The organism is Bacillus sp. FJAT-26390 (assembly GCF_001682865.1).
Classification (GTDB): domain Bacteria; phylum Bacillota; class Bacilli; order Paenibacillales; family Paenibacillaceae; genus Pristimantibacillus.
Genome location: NZ_MAQX01000035.1, coordinates 203,250 through 218,673 on the forward strand (window position 1 = coordinate 203,250; position 15,424 = coordinate 218,673).

Genomic DNA, 15,424 nt, shown 5'->3' on the forward strand with positions numbered 1-15,424 from the left:
TCGTGAAAGGATGGGATTATGATAACATCCGATTCTAAAGATCAGCTTTCAGATCGCATGCTGCAGTGGGTAATCGATGCCGTGCACCCGCAAGCAGTCGTTCGATCCATCCAGCGGCTGCATGGCGGAATGTCCTCCATCATGCATAGCATCGTGCTTCATGTAAATGACGACGAATTAAAAGTCGTTTTACGGCAAGTCGACAACGCAGAGTGGCTTCAAGAAGAGCCGGATTTGGCGCTTCATGAGGCAGAAAGCTTACGCTTAGTCGCGCAAACCGCTGTTCCGACACCTCGAATTCTTGCTTATGACGTAACTGGCGACAGTTGCGGAATACCGGCTGTATTGATGACGCAGCTGGCTGGTACCGTTGTTTTGCGGCCGCCTAGTATGGAGTCGTGGATCGACGGCTTGGCGGAGACGCTCGCTCAGATCCATAAAGTCGAAGCAGACCATTTTACTTGGACATATTTCACGTACCAAGATCTTTCTACTTTCGAGTCTCCATCTTGGTCAACCTATACGGAATGCTGGGACAAGGTTGTCGCGCTAGTAAAAGGGCCGCAGCCAAAGGCAAAACCTTCGTTAATTCACCGTGACTATCATCCAGCCAATGTAGTATGGAAAGATGGCAAAGCAAGCGGTGTTGTCGATTGGGTTAATGCTTGCCGCGGACCTGCCGGCATCGATGTCGGTCATTGTCGAGTCGATTTAGCCCAGCTGTACGACGTTGAGACTGCCGACGCATTTTTGAAAGCATATATGAAATATGCAGGTCCCTCCTTCCAATATGAGCCTTATTGGGATCTCCTGTCCTTGGTCGACATCTTGTTTGGACAGCCAACGGTATATGCTGGATGGGCAGCATTTGGAGTCAACGGATTAACCGATGCATTAATGGCCGAGCGATTGGACAATTATATGCTTAGCCTATTATCAAAATGAAAAAACGGCAGATGAAGGAGCACTCCTTCGCCTGCCGTTTATTATTTACCAGCTAAATGCTTAATTCCGTGAATCATGGAACGATAACCTGACAAACTTAATATTGTTCCAAGCTAATAAGGCCTAGGCGCTGCGCCTCTTTAATCGCTTCCGAACGAGAGCGTACGTTTAGCTTATCGAATATGCGCGACAACTGGTATTCCACATTTCTCTGACTCACATGGAGCATCGCCGCCAGCTCTTTATTGCTAATGCCCGTTGCTACCTCATGCAAAATCGTTTGCTCTTTTTCGTTGATGGATACATCCTCGATCGTTACTTCCGAACGACCAATGGTGACCTCATGACGTCTAAGCTGTTTCAATAGCGAAATCGGGATAACGGTGTCGCCTCTCATGGCGCTGCGTATTGCGTTATGCAGCTGTTCTCTGGATACCGTCTTGGATATAAAGCCTGAAACACCTGACTCTATTAACAAATTAAAGTGTGATCCAATCTCATAGCCGGAATAAATAATGACCTTGCGCTGAGGATCCTGTTGAATTAAACGCTTGGTCAATTCTAATCCGCTAATGCCTGGCATATTCAAGTCACATAAGATCAGATCAAAATGCTCTATTTGCACGATATCCAATGCCTCGATCGCTGATAGAACAACCGAGACAGACATTTCACTATCTTGCTCAATCATGTTTTTAGTTCCTTCCCCAACGGAAGGATGATCATCAACTAATAAGATACGAATCACGCGATATTCCCCTCTCCGATCTGCCGGTTGTCATGTCTTCTGGCAACAAAATAACAACCTCTAGGCCGTTACCGCGTTCCGAATAAAATGATATGTCACCTTCTAGACCTGTCACCCGCTCTTTAATACCCGACAAGCCCATATGCTCAAAAGAAACAATCATTTGATTGACATCCATTCCGACACCATCGTCCTGATATCGGAAATATATCGTTCCTTTACGTAGCTCGAGCTCGAGAATGACTAATTTTGCCTGTGAATGCTTGTCTGCATTGCGCAGCAATTCTTGCACGATCCGATAAATAGCCGTAATTTGTTCCTCATTTAGTGGACGGCTGAATGTTTTCGCACGGAAATCAACCGCAAAGTTCACCCTCATTTGCGTATGCTCTATGATCGATTCAACAGCCTCAACGACGCCCATCTCTTTCAAAAGCGGCGGCCGAAGCTCGTTGCAGGTCTCACGAATTTGGTGAATAACATCCAGCAGTCCCTCTTTGATGTCCTCCAGCTCGCGACCGAGGTTATCCGAAATCGGATAGTCCATCATAATGGCTTCAAGCTTTCTGTACCATAGCAGCTGATCCTGGAGCGCCGAGTCGTGCAAATCCGCGGCAAGCTTTCTTCTCTCGTTCTCTGACAAGCAAAATAACAAACGAAGCACCCATGGCGAGGTGGAATGTTCTTTGCGAACCTCAGATTCCAGATCCTCGATTAATCCTTCAATTAAATATAAATTCTCAAATACGATGCTTGAATAGCTGGACATCGTTTTTAGCCAACGGAGCTCGTCCGAGTTAAAGCGGGTATGGTTCGTCTTCATGCCAATCCATAAAATATGGTATCTCGACCGCTGCCGGCCAATAACAAGTCCTAGACCGTAAGGCAGCTCGATTAACTCCCCTACCTGAAGGGAGTTTACCGTTCCAAGCAAAAACTCCGCGGTGATGAGCTCCTCGGGGTGCTCTCCCATCGGATATACCGTGTTCTCTGATTGCTCTACAAGCAAAAAAGTAATTCGTTTTACCGGCAAAAGCTCCGAAATTTCCTGCATCAGAACCGCTTCCAAATCACCTTGCTTCATGACTCTGGCGATTTTGCGAGAGAAACGGTCAAGGCTATCCTGATAGCTGTACATCGCCTTGAAGAGCTTAGGTCTGAATCGCTGATCAATTTGTTCCTTCCCATATAGAAACAACGTCATTCCGATGTAGATGACAAAAAATACGCCAAACCATACGGACCATGACGGATTATTCTCTCCTAGTATTAATATCGCCACTAGCGCGGACACAATGATTGATGGAAAGATGGCTAGTGCAGTGTAGTATTTAAATCTCGTTAAAATAAAATCGATGTCGAACAATTGATTCGAAGTTGATAGATAGAAATATACAATCGGCAAAACGAATAAGAAGAGCGCTGTAAATGCAGCAGGGAAAATTTGGTTCTTTCCGAAAATTTGAGGAAGTAAATTCAATGTCGCAAATGGCGTAAAAGCTACCAGATGTGAGATTAAAGTTATCGTAAACAATGAGTGTAATTTGGTATTGCGATGTTCGATAAACTTGCGAATAAGCTTATATACGCACACTAAATTGCCTAAGAGCAAAATACCGCTAAAGGCCATCTTAATATAAATATAAACTTGTATTGGAAATAGATCTGTCCAAAAATATAACAAGCTTGTAAAGCCTACTCCGCCCACTACCGCAAATAATAACCGCAGCAGTCTCTTGCTAATGAAGCTTACGTTAAATCTTTGCAAATATATGCTCATGAAACTCATAAACAACAATGGGATAAGTGGCATTACGAGATAAAGAATGGCGGTTCCAACAGGATCGCTTCGATAAGAAGCCGCTGAGCTGTAATAGCTAATTCCTATCGAAATAAAAAATAAAATGAGCATAATTGCTGCTCTATCGTTTCTACGCTTAACATAAAGAAATCCCGAAAATGCACAAAAAATAATAAGCGATATGCCTGGGATGTATAGCTGAATAAATAGCTCCCATAGCGAGTGTTCGCCTGTCCAGCCTTTTGGAAAGGTGATCTCTTGCTGACTGTTGTCTTTATGTAAAACAAGCACATTATCAGCATACTCTATCGAATTATATTTTTTCACATTTCGAAATTCATTAACCGGCTCGCCGTTTACCTCTAAAATCCGGTCGCCAACCCTAATTCCTTTTACTTCTGCCTGACCCGCGGGCTCTATCGATTTAACGATATAATTATCGCTCGAATCATTGATCAGAATTGCCCCGATTGATGGGATAGTAGCTATAACCGAAGTTAAGTAAACTACTGATGAGAGAAGCACTGCTAGGAAGAGGATTGCTACAATGCGGTTTAAGAATGTAGGTCTCATGCTGTCCTCTTCCCTTCAAACAATATCAAATTCTTAGCCCCACATGTATGCGTATCCGCTGTTTTTCTCGTTTTTGTTCTTCAGTTCACCAAGAAGAGCTTTTTGTTCTGCAGCCGAGACACCTGCAACTTGCAATTGTCCACCCATAGCCATGGACATTTTTTCAGTGCTGTTTACCAATTGACGAATCGCTTCTTTTAACATTTTAACTCCTCCAATTCGTTACTATTATTATAAAAATATACTACTTCTCTACTATAACAGGAATAGAATCGACAGAAAACGCAAAAGTGATTCGTATTTACCGAAGTGACTTTTGCGCGGTGTGTTTTTATGCAATTCTTTGATTTATAATATGTAAAAATGTCGATTTCCAAGGACTAATCTCCTGAATAGAGTCTACCAGCTCTTCAAATCGATTGTAGTGCATCCGGCTCATGACTGAACCATACAAAATAGTGCCTGTTCTTTCGCATGTTTCGAGGAAAAGCTCACGCTTCATGGCTACATCCTCTAGCGAGATCCGTCCTTCAAAATACTCCTTTATCCAGCAATCCGCCTCTGCTTCGCTCTCTATTAAATAAAGCGTGAGCAGCGTACGTTTGCGCTGGAGAAAATCGCTCTTGTCGTCCCATCTCAGCAAATCCCGCAGATCATTTTGAATTTGGGCGGCTATGCCAATTTCAGCTGCATATTCTGCCACCACTTCGTTCCAAGGCTCACCGGCAAGCATAACACCTGTCATACAAGCGAGCTGCAGCAATGTCGCTGATTTTTGCTTAACCATGTCCAAATAGGATTGCTCGTCTACAATCTCATTCATAATGTCGAGCATCTGGCCGTTGGCCGACTGAAGCAGCAGCCTGTTCATCATTTCCATAAGCGCGATTCTCATCGCATCGGAAGGAGCGCTGCTCAGCATTGCTTGCTGCGACAACGTTAATAGCGCCGAGGCAACATGAATCGCCACAGGCTGAGGAGCCTGCATCCAGGGCTTGTGTGGAGCGTCCTGGTCCTGCAAATCATCCAATATGTCCGATGCCAAAATAAACAGCTCAACTGCCGCTGCCGCTTCGTACACTTCGTCGCTATGACCGCCAAACATGCGATAATGAATAACGGTCAGCTGGCCAAACCGAATCGTTTCAGCAAGCTTGTCCTCAATAAAAAGCTCTGCGAATCGTGCAAGAGGTTCAGCAGTAAAAAACCGCTGAACCATCGTCCGCATTTGATGACCAATGAGTGGAATACTATCGTTCACAAGCGATCCTCCGCCAATCAAGATCATTCTATTATACTATGAAATCATAAAGTGAACATACGGTGTACCACATTTACAAAATGAGCTAACCAATGATGCTTCATTATGCCGTAACAGTCGCTGGGATGTTTGCGCTTATTATCCGTTTCGCTATCTTGTTTCTTATTTCCCCCCTCGCTCATTTGATTCATTAAGGTAGCGATCATCTCCATTCGTAATTCCAATAATTCTTTGCGCTCGACTGACGGACTTTCGATGCGATCGCGATGATCCATTTCTAAAAAGCCCTCCTTGAACATTTCCCTTTTAAATCCTTTGCTTAATGTTTGATTATCCTTATACGCTGACACTCCTATCCAGTTCAACTGCATGGTGCATATAAACAGCTTCCATAGTCATGCCGCCGCCGGGCAGCTGCGCGATAAGCGACGATGGATTATCGCATGTAATAAATTCGCCTTTGCGCATCACGCAAACGCGATTGCAGTTCCGTTGAATCTCTTCCATGTCATGCGAGGCAACGACGATCGTTTTCCCCTGTTGCTTAAGCAGCTTAAGCAGCGTCCAATATTCTTTTTTGGCTTGCGGGTCCAGACCCGTTGTCGGTTCATCCAAAAATATGATTTTAGGATCATTTACTAATGCAATTGCAAGTGCCGTGCGCTGTCTCCAGCCGCCTGAGAGGCGCTTTACTAATTTATCCGAATATGGGCTAAGTCCAAATTGTTCAATGATATTGTCCAAATCATTTTTTCGTTTGTAGAAGCCTTGAAACAGCTCCATAGCTTCACGAACATTCATTTTGTCGACCAAAGACGTGCTTTGCAGATGGATTCCGATGTCTTCCTTCAATCGTTCTGCATCATGCACCACATCGTGGCCGTATATGCGGATGCTTCCTTGGTCTGGCATACGAATACCCATTAGCATTTCGAGCAGCGTCGTTTTTCCTGCACCGTGCGTACCGATAATTCCGAAAATCTCTCCTTCATTTACTTTGAAGGATACCCGATCCACTGCCTTATTCGCACCATAGTACTTGCTGACCGAACTTACTTGAATGATCGTTTCCTTTTCCATTCCTTGGTTAACCTCCATTCACACTTAAGCTTTGCGTGAGTTATTCGTTAATATGCTAGATTCATGTTCTCGGTATATTTCATAGCTTCACGATAACGCATAACACAAACTATTTCACCGAAAACATGACTAGTAATTCACGCAAATTTTTTGCGGTACCGCAATGTAAGCGCAACCAAGTGATAGAGGATCAACTATTTACCATTCGTACTAAATATTAGATGTATTTTGTTATCCACAAAGATATCAACAACTCTGTATAAATTGTTAGTTAATTCTGTCGATAATAAGCAGGCATTATAGTAGTATTTTCGCGGATTTCGTCGTTTCATAGGTACAAACTCATACGTTCCCTATTGTTTATCCATGTTATACACATTATCCACAACTTTAGTATGAAAAAACTATCCCCTTTTCGCACACAATGTGAAGCTTAAGTAAATCCAGTGTTTTCAGGGTTTTCTTCATCTTATACACAAAAAGGCACTCGATTGTGGATAACTTTGTGCACAACACTAAATTTGGCAATTAAACGAGGTTATTTTCTCTTGCCGACATACAGCAAATGCGAGGAGGTTCCCAGCAGATGGACGTTATCCGCGTACTCGCAAACAAGCTCCATACATTTTGCATATTCACGCTCTCCAAGCGATTGCCAATAATCGAATTGCTCCTGCGTCAAAGCGCCGGCAACGCTCGATGAGCCTATTAATTTAACCGTTTCAAATCCATGTGCCTCCATAAGAGGTTTTATCTCTTCTATTAAATGATAGTAGACGCCAGTGAACCTGCCTTCGTCCGTATGATTAAAGATGCCGTTGTCCATAAAATCTAAAATGGCTCCCATATTGTCGGTGGGCTTCCAGCTCTGCGGATGCGCAAGCGCTGTGAGCAAATGTCTGATCCTCGTCATAAAAGAAACAAACACATACCCGCCGCTTTGCGTTACGCGGTATAGTTCTCGGACAGCCTGGTTACGTTCCTCCTGCTGCTGCAAATGATACAGCGGCCCCATCATAAGCGAAGCGTCAAATTGCTCATCTTGGAGCATCGTTAAACTTTTAGCATTGGCAGTATAGAACCCTTTAAAGCGCTCAGCAAGCCCAAGCTCCTCCGCCTTATCCTCTGCCTGCTGCACCAGCCTTGGCGTTAAATCCGTTAACGTAACGTCATAACCGCTTCTTGCCAGCTCCATTGCATACTTGCCTGGACCGGCGCCGTTATCGAGCACATGTCCGCTCTCCGGCAAGTATCGACTGATATGAAACCAATTTACGATAAACTCAAGGGGCGCTCTTTCGAGACGCCCCCATTCATCAAATTGGTTGTAGTATTGTATGATTTTATCCATCATAAACCACTCCCTTTATGGTTTAAGCCACAATCAGTTAGCTGCTTTAGCCGGGCTGGATTCCACATACCTTTTTCCCGTTGTCATGACCGCCTGATTGCAAGCTGCGATGTAGGCTTGCGCAGCGGCTAGAACAATGTCCTTGTGAATCGAAGTGCCACGGAAGCGCTGCTGCATATGCACAATGCTCACAACCGCTTCTCCATGCGCATCCTCGCCTGTTGACAAGGAGTGAAGCTCCAGATCCTCAAACTCGGCTGCTACCGGAATCGCTTGTTGAATCGCATGGATAACCGCCTCAATAGGCCCGGCTCCCATCGCCATATACGACTGCTCCGTCCCAAACTCATTTTCCCGAATCGTTACCGTCGCCGTTCTAGACCGCTGCGTACCCGCATGAACATGCAGATCAACAAGCACATAAGGATCTGGCTGCGTCTCTGTCAGCTCGCCCGCAATCCGGATCAGCTCGTCATCCGTGACGATCTTTTGCGCGTCTGCCGTTTCCTTGAATTTGTCGTACACATCCTGCAACTGAGCATCCGACATGTCGATGCCGTATTCGGAAAGGCGGTGCTTAATCGCATGGCGGCCGGAATGCTTGCCTAGTATGATCATGTTGCGCGGGATGCCCATCGCTTCCGGGTCCATGATTTCATACGTATTGCGGTTTTTGAGCAGGCCATCCTGATGAATGCCTGATTCATGCTGGAATGCATTGCGTCCAACAATCGGCTTGTTGTAAGCGATCGGGAAGTGCATCGCGCGGCTAACCATACGGGACGTTTCAAAAATTTCACCGATTTGAATGTTTGTCTCCGCTTGAATCGCATCCTTGCGCGTTTCGATTGCCATAACCAGCTCTTCCAACGAGCAGTTGCCCGCTCTCTCGCCAATGCCGTTTACCGTCACTTCAATTTGCGTGGCGCCCCCATGGATCGCCGCAATGCTATTCGCGACCGCAAGGCCAAGGTCATTGTGGCAATGTGCGCTATATCTTACCGTTTCGCCGCCTCTGGCTTGCTTGCGCACTGCGCGGAACAGCTCGCTCATTTCCTCGGGCATGGCGTAACCAAGCGTATCTGGCAGGTTGATAATCGTTGCTCCTTCGGCAATGACCGCTTCTACGAGCTGAATGACAAAATCTCTGCCGGATCTTGTAGAATCCATGGCCGAAAATTCGATTTCATCCACAAATTGTTTTCCGTATGCGACCATCTCACGGGCAATTTGCACGACCTCATCACGCGATTTGCGCAGTTGATGATTAAGATGGATGTCCGACGAGGAAATAAATAAGTGAAGCCGTCTCCGCGCCGCATCCTGCGTCGCTTTCACAGCAGCGTCAATATCAACCTTTACAGCCCTAGCGAATCCGGCGATCTCCACATGCTGCAGCTCGCGTGAGATTTGCTGCACCGCTGCGAACTCTCCGGGGCTAGAGACCGGAAAGCCCGGCTCTATGACATCGATGCCCAGTTTGCCCAGCTGGCGGGCAATGATGATTTTACGTTCCGGATCCAGGGAAGCACCGGGCGATTGCTCGCCATCCCGCAGTGTCGTATCAAAAATTTGAATTTTTTTCATTTCATTTGTCATGATTATATGCCTCCTAAAGGTGGGTTGGATTGTTTTTGGGTACAAAAAAAAGCTCGTCGTCTCCTTGTAAGAGACGACGAGCTTTACGCTGCCGTGGTACCACTCTAATTGGCCAGTCCTTGATGCAGAAGCAGGGGCGAGGTACATCCGCTAGGACGTCCTGCTGCTTTCTGCGGGGATCTGAGCCCGCTTAAATGCCCGATGACGGCGGCTAGCCGTAACGGTGTACGCGTATTGTCAGCTGACAATCCGTTTCCACCAATCCGCTCCCAGGCGAGATTCAAACTTCAGCTTCGACTGCGTCGCACCACCCCGCAGCTCTCTGTACGATTTCGAGTGACTCACCGCAATGCGATGAGCAAGCCTCGAATTTCGTTTTGCCAGCCTATTGTTCTACTGCTCCTGTTCATAGCGTTTCCACTCTATGTTGTTTGTTCCTTATCGCTTTCATGCTGCATACTTCACTTCCTAGACAACAAGAAAAGCCTGTCGTCTCTTGAATCAAGAGACGACAGGCTATAAAAGACCCGCGCGGTACCACCCTTGTTGACACCCATACGTTCGCAAACGAGCAGGGACGCCCAACTTAAGCATATGGCCAACTCCGGATGTTGACTCACATGCACCCGATTACGGTGGTTAACCGTAACAATGTACCTGCATGGCTATTGGCAAATTGCCGCCACCGTTTCCACTGTTCCGCTCCCAGGTGAGCTTCAAGCATCCTTCGACTGCGTTGCACCAACCCGCAGCTCTCTGTCATCGGAGCGATGTATGAATGATGCTCATTCATAAGCGCGCTGCCGACATTCCCGGACAAGCTTTACTGTTCCTGTTCCTTGCGTTTGTAACGTATGAAGTTGAAGTTTGAAGTATTGTTGCTTATTATATGCTCTTCAAAATAGTCTGTCAATTCCATTTCCAATTTTTTTTTGGGCACGAACATTTCCAGCATCATGCAGCCGTTCTATCAATTCGATGCAACCGCAGCTCCCTATTAAAGCTTTCTTACTTGCTCACAGACCAGCTCTCCAGCGAGAAGCCCGGGTCGCCCTTCATATCGAGGTCCGTATATTGCGCACGTTTAAGCTTAAGATATGCAGCCGCACCGATCATCGCCGCGTTATCCGTACAGAGCGAATTCGGCGGAATAAGCAGCGGCACCTTGTCCGACTCGCAGCGAGCCGTTAACGCCGCTCTGAGGCCACGGTTAGCGGCAACTCCGCCGCACAGCAGCAGCTGCTTCGCGCCAAATTGCCGGGCAGCGCGCAGCGCTTTTGTAACAAGCACCTCGGTGACCGACTCTTGGAAGCCGCGTGCCAAAGCCGATTCATTAAGGACTAGGCCCTTCATTCTCGTCTGGTTAATAACGGCCAGCACCGCTGATTTCAAGCCGCTGAAGCTGAAATCATAGCTATCCGCCTCAAGCCATGCTCTTGGCAAAACAATCGATTCCTCCGCTTCAACAGCGAGCTTATCGATATGCGGTCCTCCTGGGTATGGCAAGTGAAGCGCACGCGCAACCTTGTCATAAGCTTCGCCGACCGCATCATCCCTTGTACGGCCTACAACGCGAAAATCACCCTCGCTTTCCATCAGCACAAGCTCCGTATGCCCGCCGGAAACAACAAGCGCCATACAGGGATAAACAATGTCATGGACAAGCTCATTGGCATAAATATGACCTGCGATATGATGCGTGCCGATCAGCGGAATATCGAGTGCCATCGACAAGCTTTTGGCGGCTACAATCCCAACAAGCAATGCGCCTACGAGGCCAGGACCCTGCGTTACAGCTATAGCCGACATGTCCTTCAGCGTCAGGCCTGATTCCTTAACCGCCTGCTCGATAATGAGTGTGACCGACTCCACGTGCTTGCGTGAAGCGATTTCCGGCACAACGCCACCGAACCGTTCATGAATCTCGATTTGACTGGATACCACATTGGATAAAATATGCTTGCCGCCGCGAATGACAGCTGCCGATGTCTCGTCGCAGCTCGTTTCTATCGCCAAAATAATATCATTTGCCCGCTCGGCATTTGCTGCTCTCTCTGACTGACTCACGTTCATTGCTCCCCTGTCTTCAACTGCTCATGGTCAAGCTCTGCCCACATAATAAGCGCGTCTTCATTGTTATCCGAGTAATAGCGCGGGCGAATGCCTGAAGGCTCAAAGCCGTATTTCCGGTAAAGCCGCTGCGCGATCTCGTTGGAAGGACGAACCTCGAGCGTCATTTTGACAGCGCCAAAAAAGACCGCCGTCCGCTGCAGCTCCATTAGCAAGCAGCTGCCCAGCCCTTGTCCGCGGTAGTCTGATCTTACGGCTATATTCGTTACATGCGCCTCGTCCATAATGACCCACATGCCGCCGTAGCCAATAACCTCGCCCTCATATTCCATTATCATATATCTGGCAAACAAATTGTTCACCAGCTCATTCGTGAACGCCTCTGCCGTCCAAGGACTCGAAAAAGCTTCATGCTCAATAGCTACGATTGCCGGGATATCAGCCATCGTCATTGAGCGATAAATGAGCTTGTTCACGTCTACTTTCATACCTTAGCCCCACCTTCCTGCTTTGCCTTCCATACGACTTCCGCTTCGGTGAGCTGCGTGTAGTTTGGAATAAAAGTATGCGGGTTCTCGGTGAGACCTGCTTCCAGCCGTTTGCGTCCAAGCTCTGCTATCCATTTGCCTTCTTGGACAAACGGCTGCAGCCGGACGGTTACTCCTGCTGAATCGCCGATTTCCTGCAGCCGTGCCGCACCTGGCTCGTGAAGGGATAAATCCCCGACCAAGGAGATGCTTTGAACGGCGCCTTCCGGCAGTTCAGCCAAACGTTCTTTCAACTGTTCGACAAAATCCTTCATAAGCCGTACGCCATCCTCTGACCAGCGGCTCCACTTCGCATGATTCGTCATCGAGAAGCAGGACGAATAAACCTGGCCGCGCCTAGCGTCCATGATTGGGATAACCCAGTGTTCTCCGTCGCCATCAACTGCTCTTGTCTCTTCCGCTTGCGCGCCTAATTGTTGATGGCAAGCACCGTAAGCAATCGCCTCTAGGCTGGATACGCCGACTAGCGGCTTCTCCCAAACCCAAGCAAGCGTCTTGGCAACCGAAACCGCAATGCGCATGCCCGTGTAGGAGCCTGGCCCATTGCCAACAGCAATCGCTTCGATATCCGTTTCCGTTATGCCGCTATTTTGCAGCATAGCCTTGATATGCGATACGACATGAACCGAATGATTTCTTTCCGCTAACGACTGAATTTCAGCCAATACCTCATTTTCGCTAACGATAGCCGCAGCCATCGATGCCGTCGAGGTGTCTAATGCCAAAATCACTCCAGCTTGATGCTTCTGCTCTGTTCTCATCTGTCCGCTCCTAACTTGTTCACGGCCTCGCACCAGCTTGCGTACATTTGCCCGTAGCCAGTCAATTGAATTCGCCGTGCTTCATCGCCAAGGTGCTCGATATACAGCTCCAGCCTCTCGGCTGGCAGCAGCTCTTTAATCAAGCTTGCCCATTCCACGATCGTTACGCCATCGCCAAAAAAATAATCATCTAACCCAAGCTCATCCGCTTCCTCCAGAGATAGCCTGTACACATCCATATGATAAAAGGGAAGCTTATCCCCTTCATATTCTTTAATAATCGTGAATGTCGGACTGTTCACAATGCCCTTAACGCCAATCGCTTCGGCAAAAGCTTGCGAAAATCTCGTTTTGCCCGCGCCAAGATCGCCGTCCAGCGCAAGAAGCGAGCCTGAATCTGCCATAGCAGCAAGCTGCTTAGCCAGTGCTATCGTATCCTGTTCGGATTGCGCCACCCAAGTGGCCTCACCTATCTGTTGTTGCATGCTAATCACCCGTTCATCACAAAAAATGATTGTATCCGCGCTTCTTAAGATTTATTCGCTTCTCGTTCGAAGACAGTAGTCCGCTTCCCTTGCTTGCTTGATTGTAGCGTATAAGCTGTACGTCCGGCTCGCCCGCTTCGGTTTCCCCGATGATAAAAAAAGGAATGCCCTCCTGCTGGAAGGCGAGCTGCATCGCTTCGGCATCCTCAGATGCCATCGTGCCTAGCAATACGTAATCCTCTCCGCCATAGAGCATCCACTCCAGCGGATCAACGCCCGCGCTTGATGCATAAGTCGACATGCTTCCGCTCCTTGGCAGCCGCTTCTCATGAAGCATAAGACGCAGCCCTGATGCCTCTGCAATCTCCCACGCTTCGCTTGCCAGACCGTCGCTTACATCATTAAGCGAATGACAGCTGCCCCGCTCAAGCAGCAGCCTGCCTGCCCGCACCGACGGATTTGGCCTCTGGTGCGCTTTCACCAAAGCCGCAAGCTCCTGATGCCCCGCATCTGCGGATGCCATAACAGCTCCCCGCGCCTCCTCGGCAAGCAGCGCATGCAAGCCCGCCGCCGACATGCCTACCGCGCCGGTCACAAACACCGCGTCGCCCGGCTTAGCGCCCGAACGCCGCAGCTCGCGCCCCGCTTCAACGGTTCCCGTCACCGTTACCGCAACAACCAAATGCTCCGGCGACGACGTCGTATCGCCTCCCGCAATCGCAACCCCGTAGCGCTCGGCGCACTCGTAAAGCCCATCATACAGCCTCCGCATCCGCTCCGGCGTATACGCGGGCGGTACGCTGACCGAGACGAGCGCATGCAAGGGCACGCCTCCCATCGCGGCAATATCGCTTATGTTCGCGGCAAGCGCCTTATAGCCGACATCCTCGTCCCGCATCGTCGACTGCTTGAAGTGGACGGTCTCCACCATCGTGTCGACCGCCAGCAGAAGCCGCTTCGGCTCGGCTACGCCATCCGCGGCCGCGGCCAGATCAACAACCGCGGCATCATCGCCGATGCCGGCAACAATGCCCCTCCGCCGCTGCCATTCGTCCTCTTGCCTGCCTGCTGTCCAGTGATGAATGCTCTCAAACTCGTCCAATGCGATGATCTCCTTCATCCTTATCCGATAGCCTGCCGGTTCAACGGCTTCGCTGTCCCTATGCAAGGACTACTATCATCATTAGTGAATATCCCGTTTCTTAAACCGTCCGCCCTTCACATCATGAATATTGCCTACTGCGAGAAATGCCACAGGGTCCAGTTCATGAACGATCGACTTCATCTTCGCTTCCTCAAGACGCGTAATGACGCAAAAGATAACGCGCTTGTTTCCGCCTGTAAAGCCGCCTTCGCCGTGCAAATAAGTAACGCCCCTGCCAAGCCTGCTCATAATAGCTGCGCCGATTTCCTTCGCTTCGTCGCTAATGATCCATACTGCCTTCGATTCATCGAAGCCCTCAATCGTAATATCGATCATCTTATAGGCAATGTAATAGGCGATCAACGAATACATCGCCCGATCCCAGCCGAACACAAAGCCCGCGCTGCCAAGGATGAACAGGTTAAAAAACATAACCGTCTCGCCTACCGAGAACGGCAATCGCTTGTTGAATACAATCGCAACGATCTCCGTGCCGTCGAGCGAGCCTCCGAATCGGATAACCATACCAACGCCGACGCCCAATATGACACCGCCAAAAATAGCAGCCAGAAAAGGCTCTACAGTAAGTGGCGGCACCGGATGAAGCAAAAAGGTTCCGAGCGACATCACCGATACGCCATACAGCGTCGAGATTGCGAAGGTTTTGCCAATCTGCTTATAGCCAAGAAACAAAAAAGGAAGATTTAACAGAAATAGAAACAGGCCCAGCGGCACTTTCGTTAAATGGGAGGCCATAATCGATATACCGACAATACCGCCATCAATAATGTGATTTGGTACGAGAAAAATTTCCAGTCCAACCGAGACCAGCGCTGCACCGAGTGTAATAAACAGCACTCTTCGCAGCACTTCTAGCTTCGAAAGCTTGTGGTGCTGTACTGCTCCCATAATGAACGCACATCCCTTACTAGCTCTATTTCTCATTATTTTACCTTAAACACTATCAGATATAAAGTAACTCTATCATTATTGCAAAAAGAAACCTCCCATATGAGCAGCAAAGCAGCCGCTAATGGAAGGTTTCTCTCAAAGCCTGT

The 15,424-nt window shown here is 48.3% G+C and carries 15 protein-coding genes; 1 reads left to right on the plus strand and 14 read right to left on the minus strand.

The genetic code is table 11. The features are described 5' to 3' along the window. Positions 1-18 precede the first annotated feature (18 nt). Positions 19-945, plus strand: coding sequence for a phosphotransferase family protein (locus tag A7975_RS30050; RefSeq protein ID WP_065387584.1), 927 nt, complete (start codon positions 19-21; stop codon positions 943-945). A 97-nt stretch (positions 946-1,042) separates the two neighbouring features. Here the strand turns inward: A7975_RS30050 and A7975_RS30055 are convergent, their stop codons facing one another. From A7975_RS30055 to A7975_RS30115, 14 genes are all read right to left on the minus strand, one after another. Beyond that, the gene (locus tag A7975_RS30055) at positions 1,043-1,693 is read right to left on the minus strand and encodes a response regulator transcription factor (RefSeq protein WP_065387585.1); all 651 of its coding nucleotides are present in this window, start codon (positions 1,691-1,693) and stop codon (positions 1,043-1,045) included. Then, positions 1,671-4,067 carry an ATP-binding protein gene (locus A7975_RS30060; protein ID WP_065387586.1) on the minus strand — a complete coding sequence of 799 codons (2,397 nt, stop codon included), beginning with the start codon at positions 4,065-4,067 and terminating at the stop codon, positions 1,671-1,673. Before A7975_RS30060 ends, A7975_RS30055 begins: the two co-directional genes overlap by 23 nt. A gap of 33 nt (positions 4,068-4,100) precedes the next feature. Beyond that, positions 4,101-4,271: a competence pheromone ComX gene (locus tag A7975_RS34405; RefSeq protein ID WP_157265765.1), complete on the minus strand. Its 171-nt coding sequence runs from the start codon at positions 4,269-4,271 to the stop codon at positions 4,101-4,103. Between the two features lie 127 nt (positions 4,272-4,398). Next, positions 4,399-5,328 (minus strand): polyprenyl synthetase family protein, encoded by a 930-nt coding sequence (locus A7975_RS30065; RefSeq protein WP_065387587.1) that lies wholly within the window; start codon positions 5,326-5,328, stop codon positions 4,399-4,401. A gap of 44 nt (positions 5,329-5,372) precedes the next feature. Beyond that, complete coding sequence (locus A7975_RS30070) at positions 5,373-5,603, minus strand: hypothetical protein (protein ID WP_053374189.1); 231 nt, start codon at positions 5,601-5,603, stop codon at positions 5,373-5,375. 61 nt (positions 5,604-5,664) lie between these two features. Then, positions 5,665-6,408 carry an ABC transporter ATP-binding protein gene (locus A7975_RS30075; RefSeq protein ID WP_053374188.1) on the minus strand — a complete coding sequence of 248 codons (744 nt, stop codon included), beginning with the start codon at positions 6,406-6,408 and terminating at the stop codon, positions 5,665-5,667. Positions 6,409-6,946: 538 nt separating this feature from the next. Next, positions 6,947-7,759, minus strand: a complete 813-nt coding sequence (locus tag A7975_RS30080) for a class I SAM-dependent methyltransferase (protein WP_053374187.1) — start codon at positions 7,757-7,759, stop codon at positions 6,947-6,949. A 33-nt stretch (positions 7,760-7,792) separates the two neighbouring features. Continuing rightward, the gene (locus A7975_RS30085; RefSeq protein WP_065387588.1) at positions 7,793-9,358 is read right to left on the minus strand and encodes a 2-isopropylmalate synthase; all 1,566 of its coding nucleotides are present in this window, start codon (positions 9,356-9,358) and stop codon (positions 7,793-7,795) included. Positions 9,359-10,366: 1,008 nt separating this feature from the next. Further along, positions 10,367-11,425: a tRNA (adenosine(37)-N6)-threonylcarbamoyltransferase complex transferase subunit TsaD gene (gene tsaD / locus A7975_RS30090; protein WP_483295939.1), complete on the minus strand. Its 1,059-nt coding sequence runs from the start codon at positions 11,423-11,425 to the stop codon at positions 10,367-10,369. Between the two features lie 2 nt (positions 11,426-11,427). Beyond that, entirely contained in the window at positions 11,428-11,916 is a 489-nt protein-coding gene (gene rimI, locus A7975_RS30095) for a ribosomal protein S18-alanine N-acetyltransferase (protein ID WP_053374184.1), read from the minus strand. After that, positions 11,913-12,737 carry a tRNA (adenosine(37)-N6)-threonylcarbamoyltransferase complex dimerization subunit type 1 TsaB gene (gene tsaB, locus A7975_RS30100; RefSeq protein WP_065387590.1) on the minus strand — a complete coding sequence of 275 codons (825 nt, stop codon included), beginning with the start codon at positions 12,735-12,737 and terminating at the stop codon, positions 11,913-11,915. Before tsaB ends, rimI begins: the two co-directional genes overlap by 4 nt. Then, the gene (tsaE, locus tag A7975_RS30105) at positions 12,734-13,222 is read right to left on the minus strand and encodes a tRNA (adenosine(37)-N6)-threonylcarbamoyltransferase complex ATPase subunit type 1 TsaE (RefSeq protein ID WP_053374182.1); all 489 of its coding nucleotides are present in this window, start codon (positions 13,220-13,222) and stop codon (positions 12,734-12,736) included. The genes tsaB and tsaE overlap by 4 nt, the downstream gene beginning before the upstream one ends. A 16-nt stretch (positions 13,223-13,238) precedes the next feature. Next, entirely contained in the window at positions 13,239-14,330 is a 1,092-nt protein-coding gene (thiL, locus tag A7975_RS30110; protein WP_065387660.1) for a thiamine-phosphate kinase, read from the minus strand. Between the two features lie 75 nt (positions 14,331-14,405). Beyond that, positions 14,406-15,275: a YitT family protein gene (locus A7975_RS30115; protein ID WP_053374181.1), complete on the minus strand. Its 870-nt coding sequence runs from the start codon at positions 15,273-15,275 to the stop codon at positions 14,406-14,408. Positions 15,276-15,424: the final 149 nt, after the last annotated feature.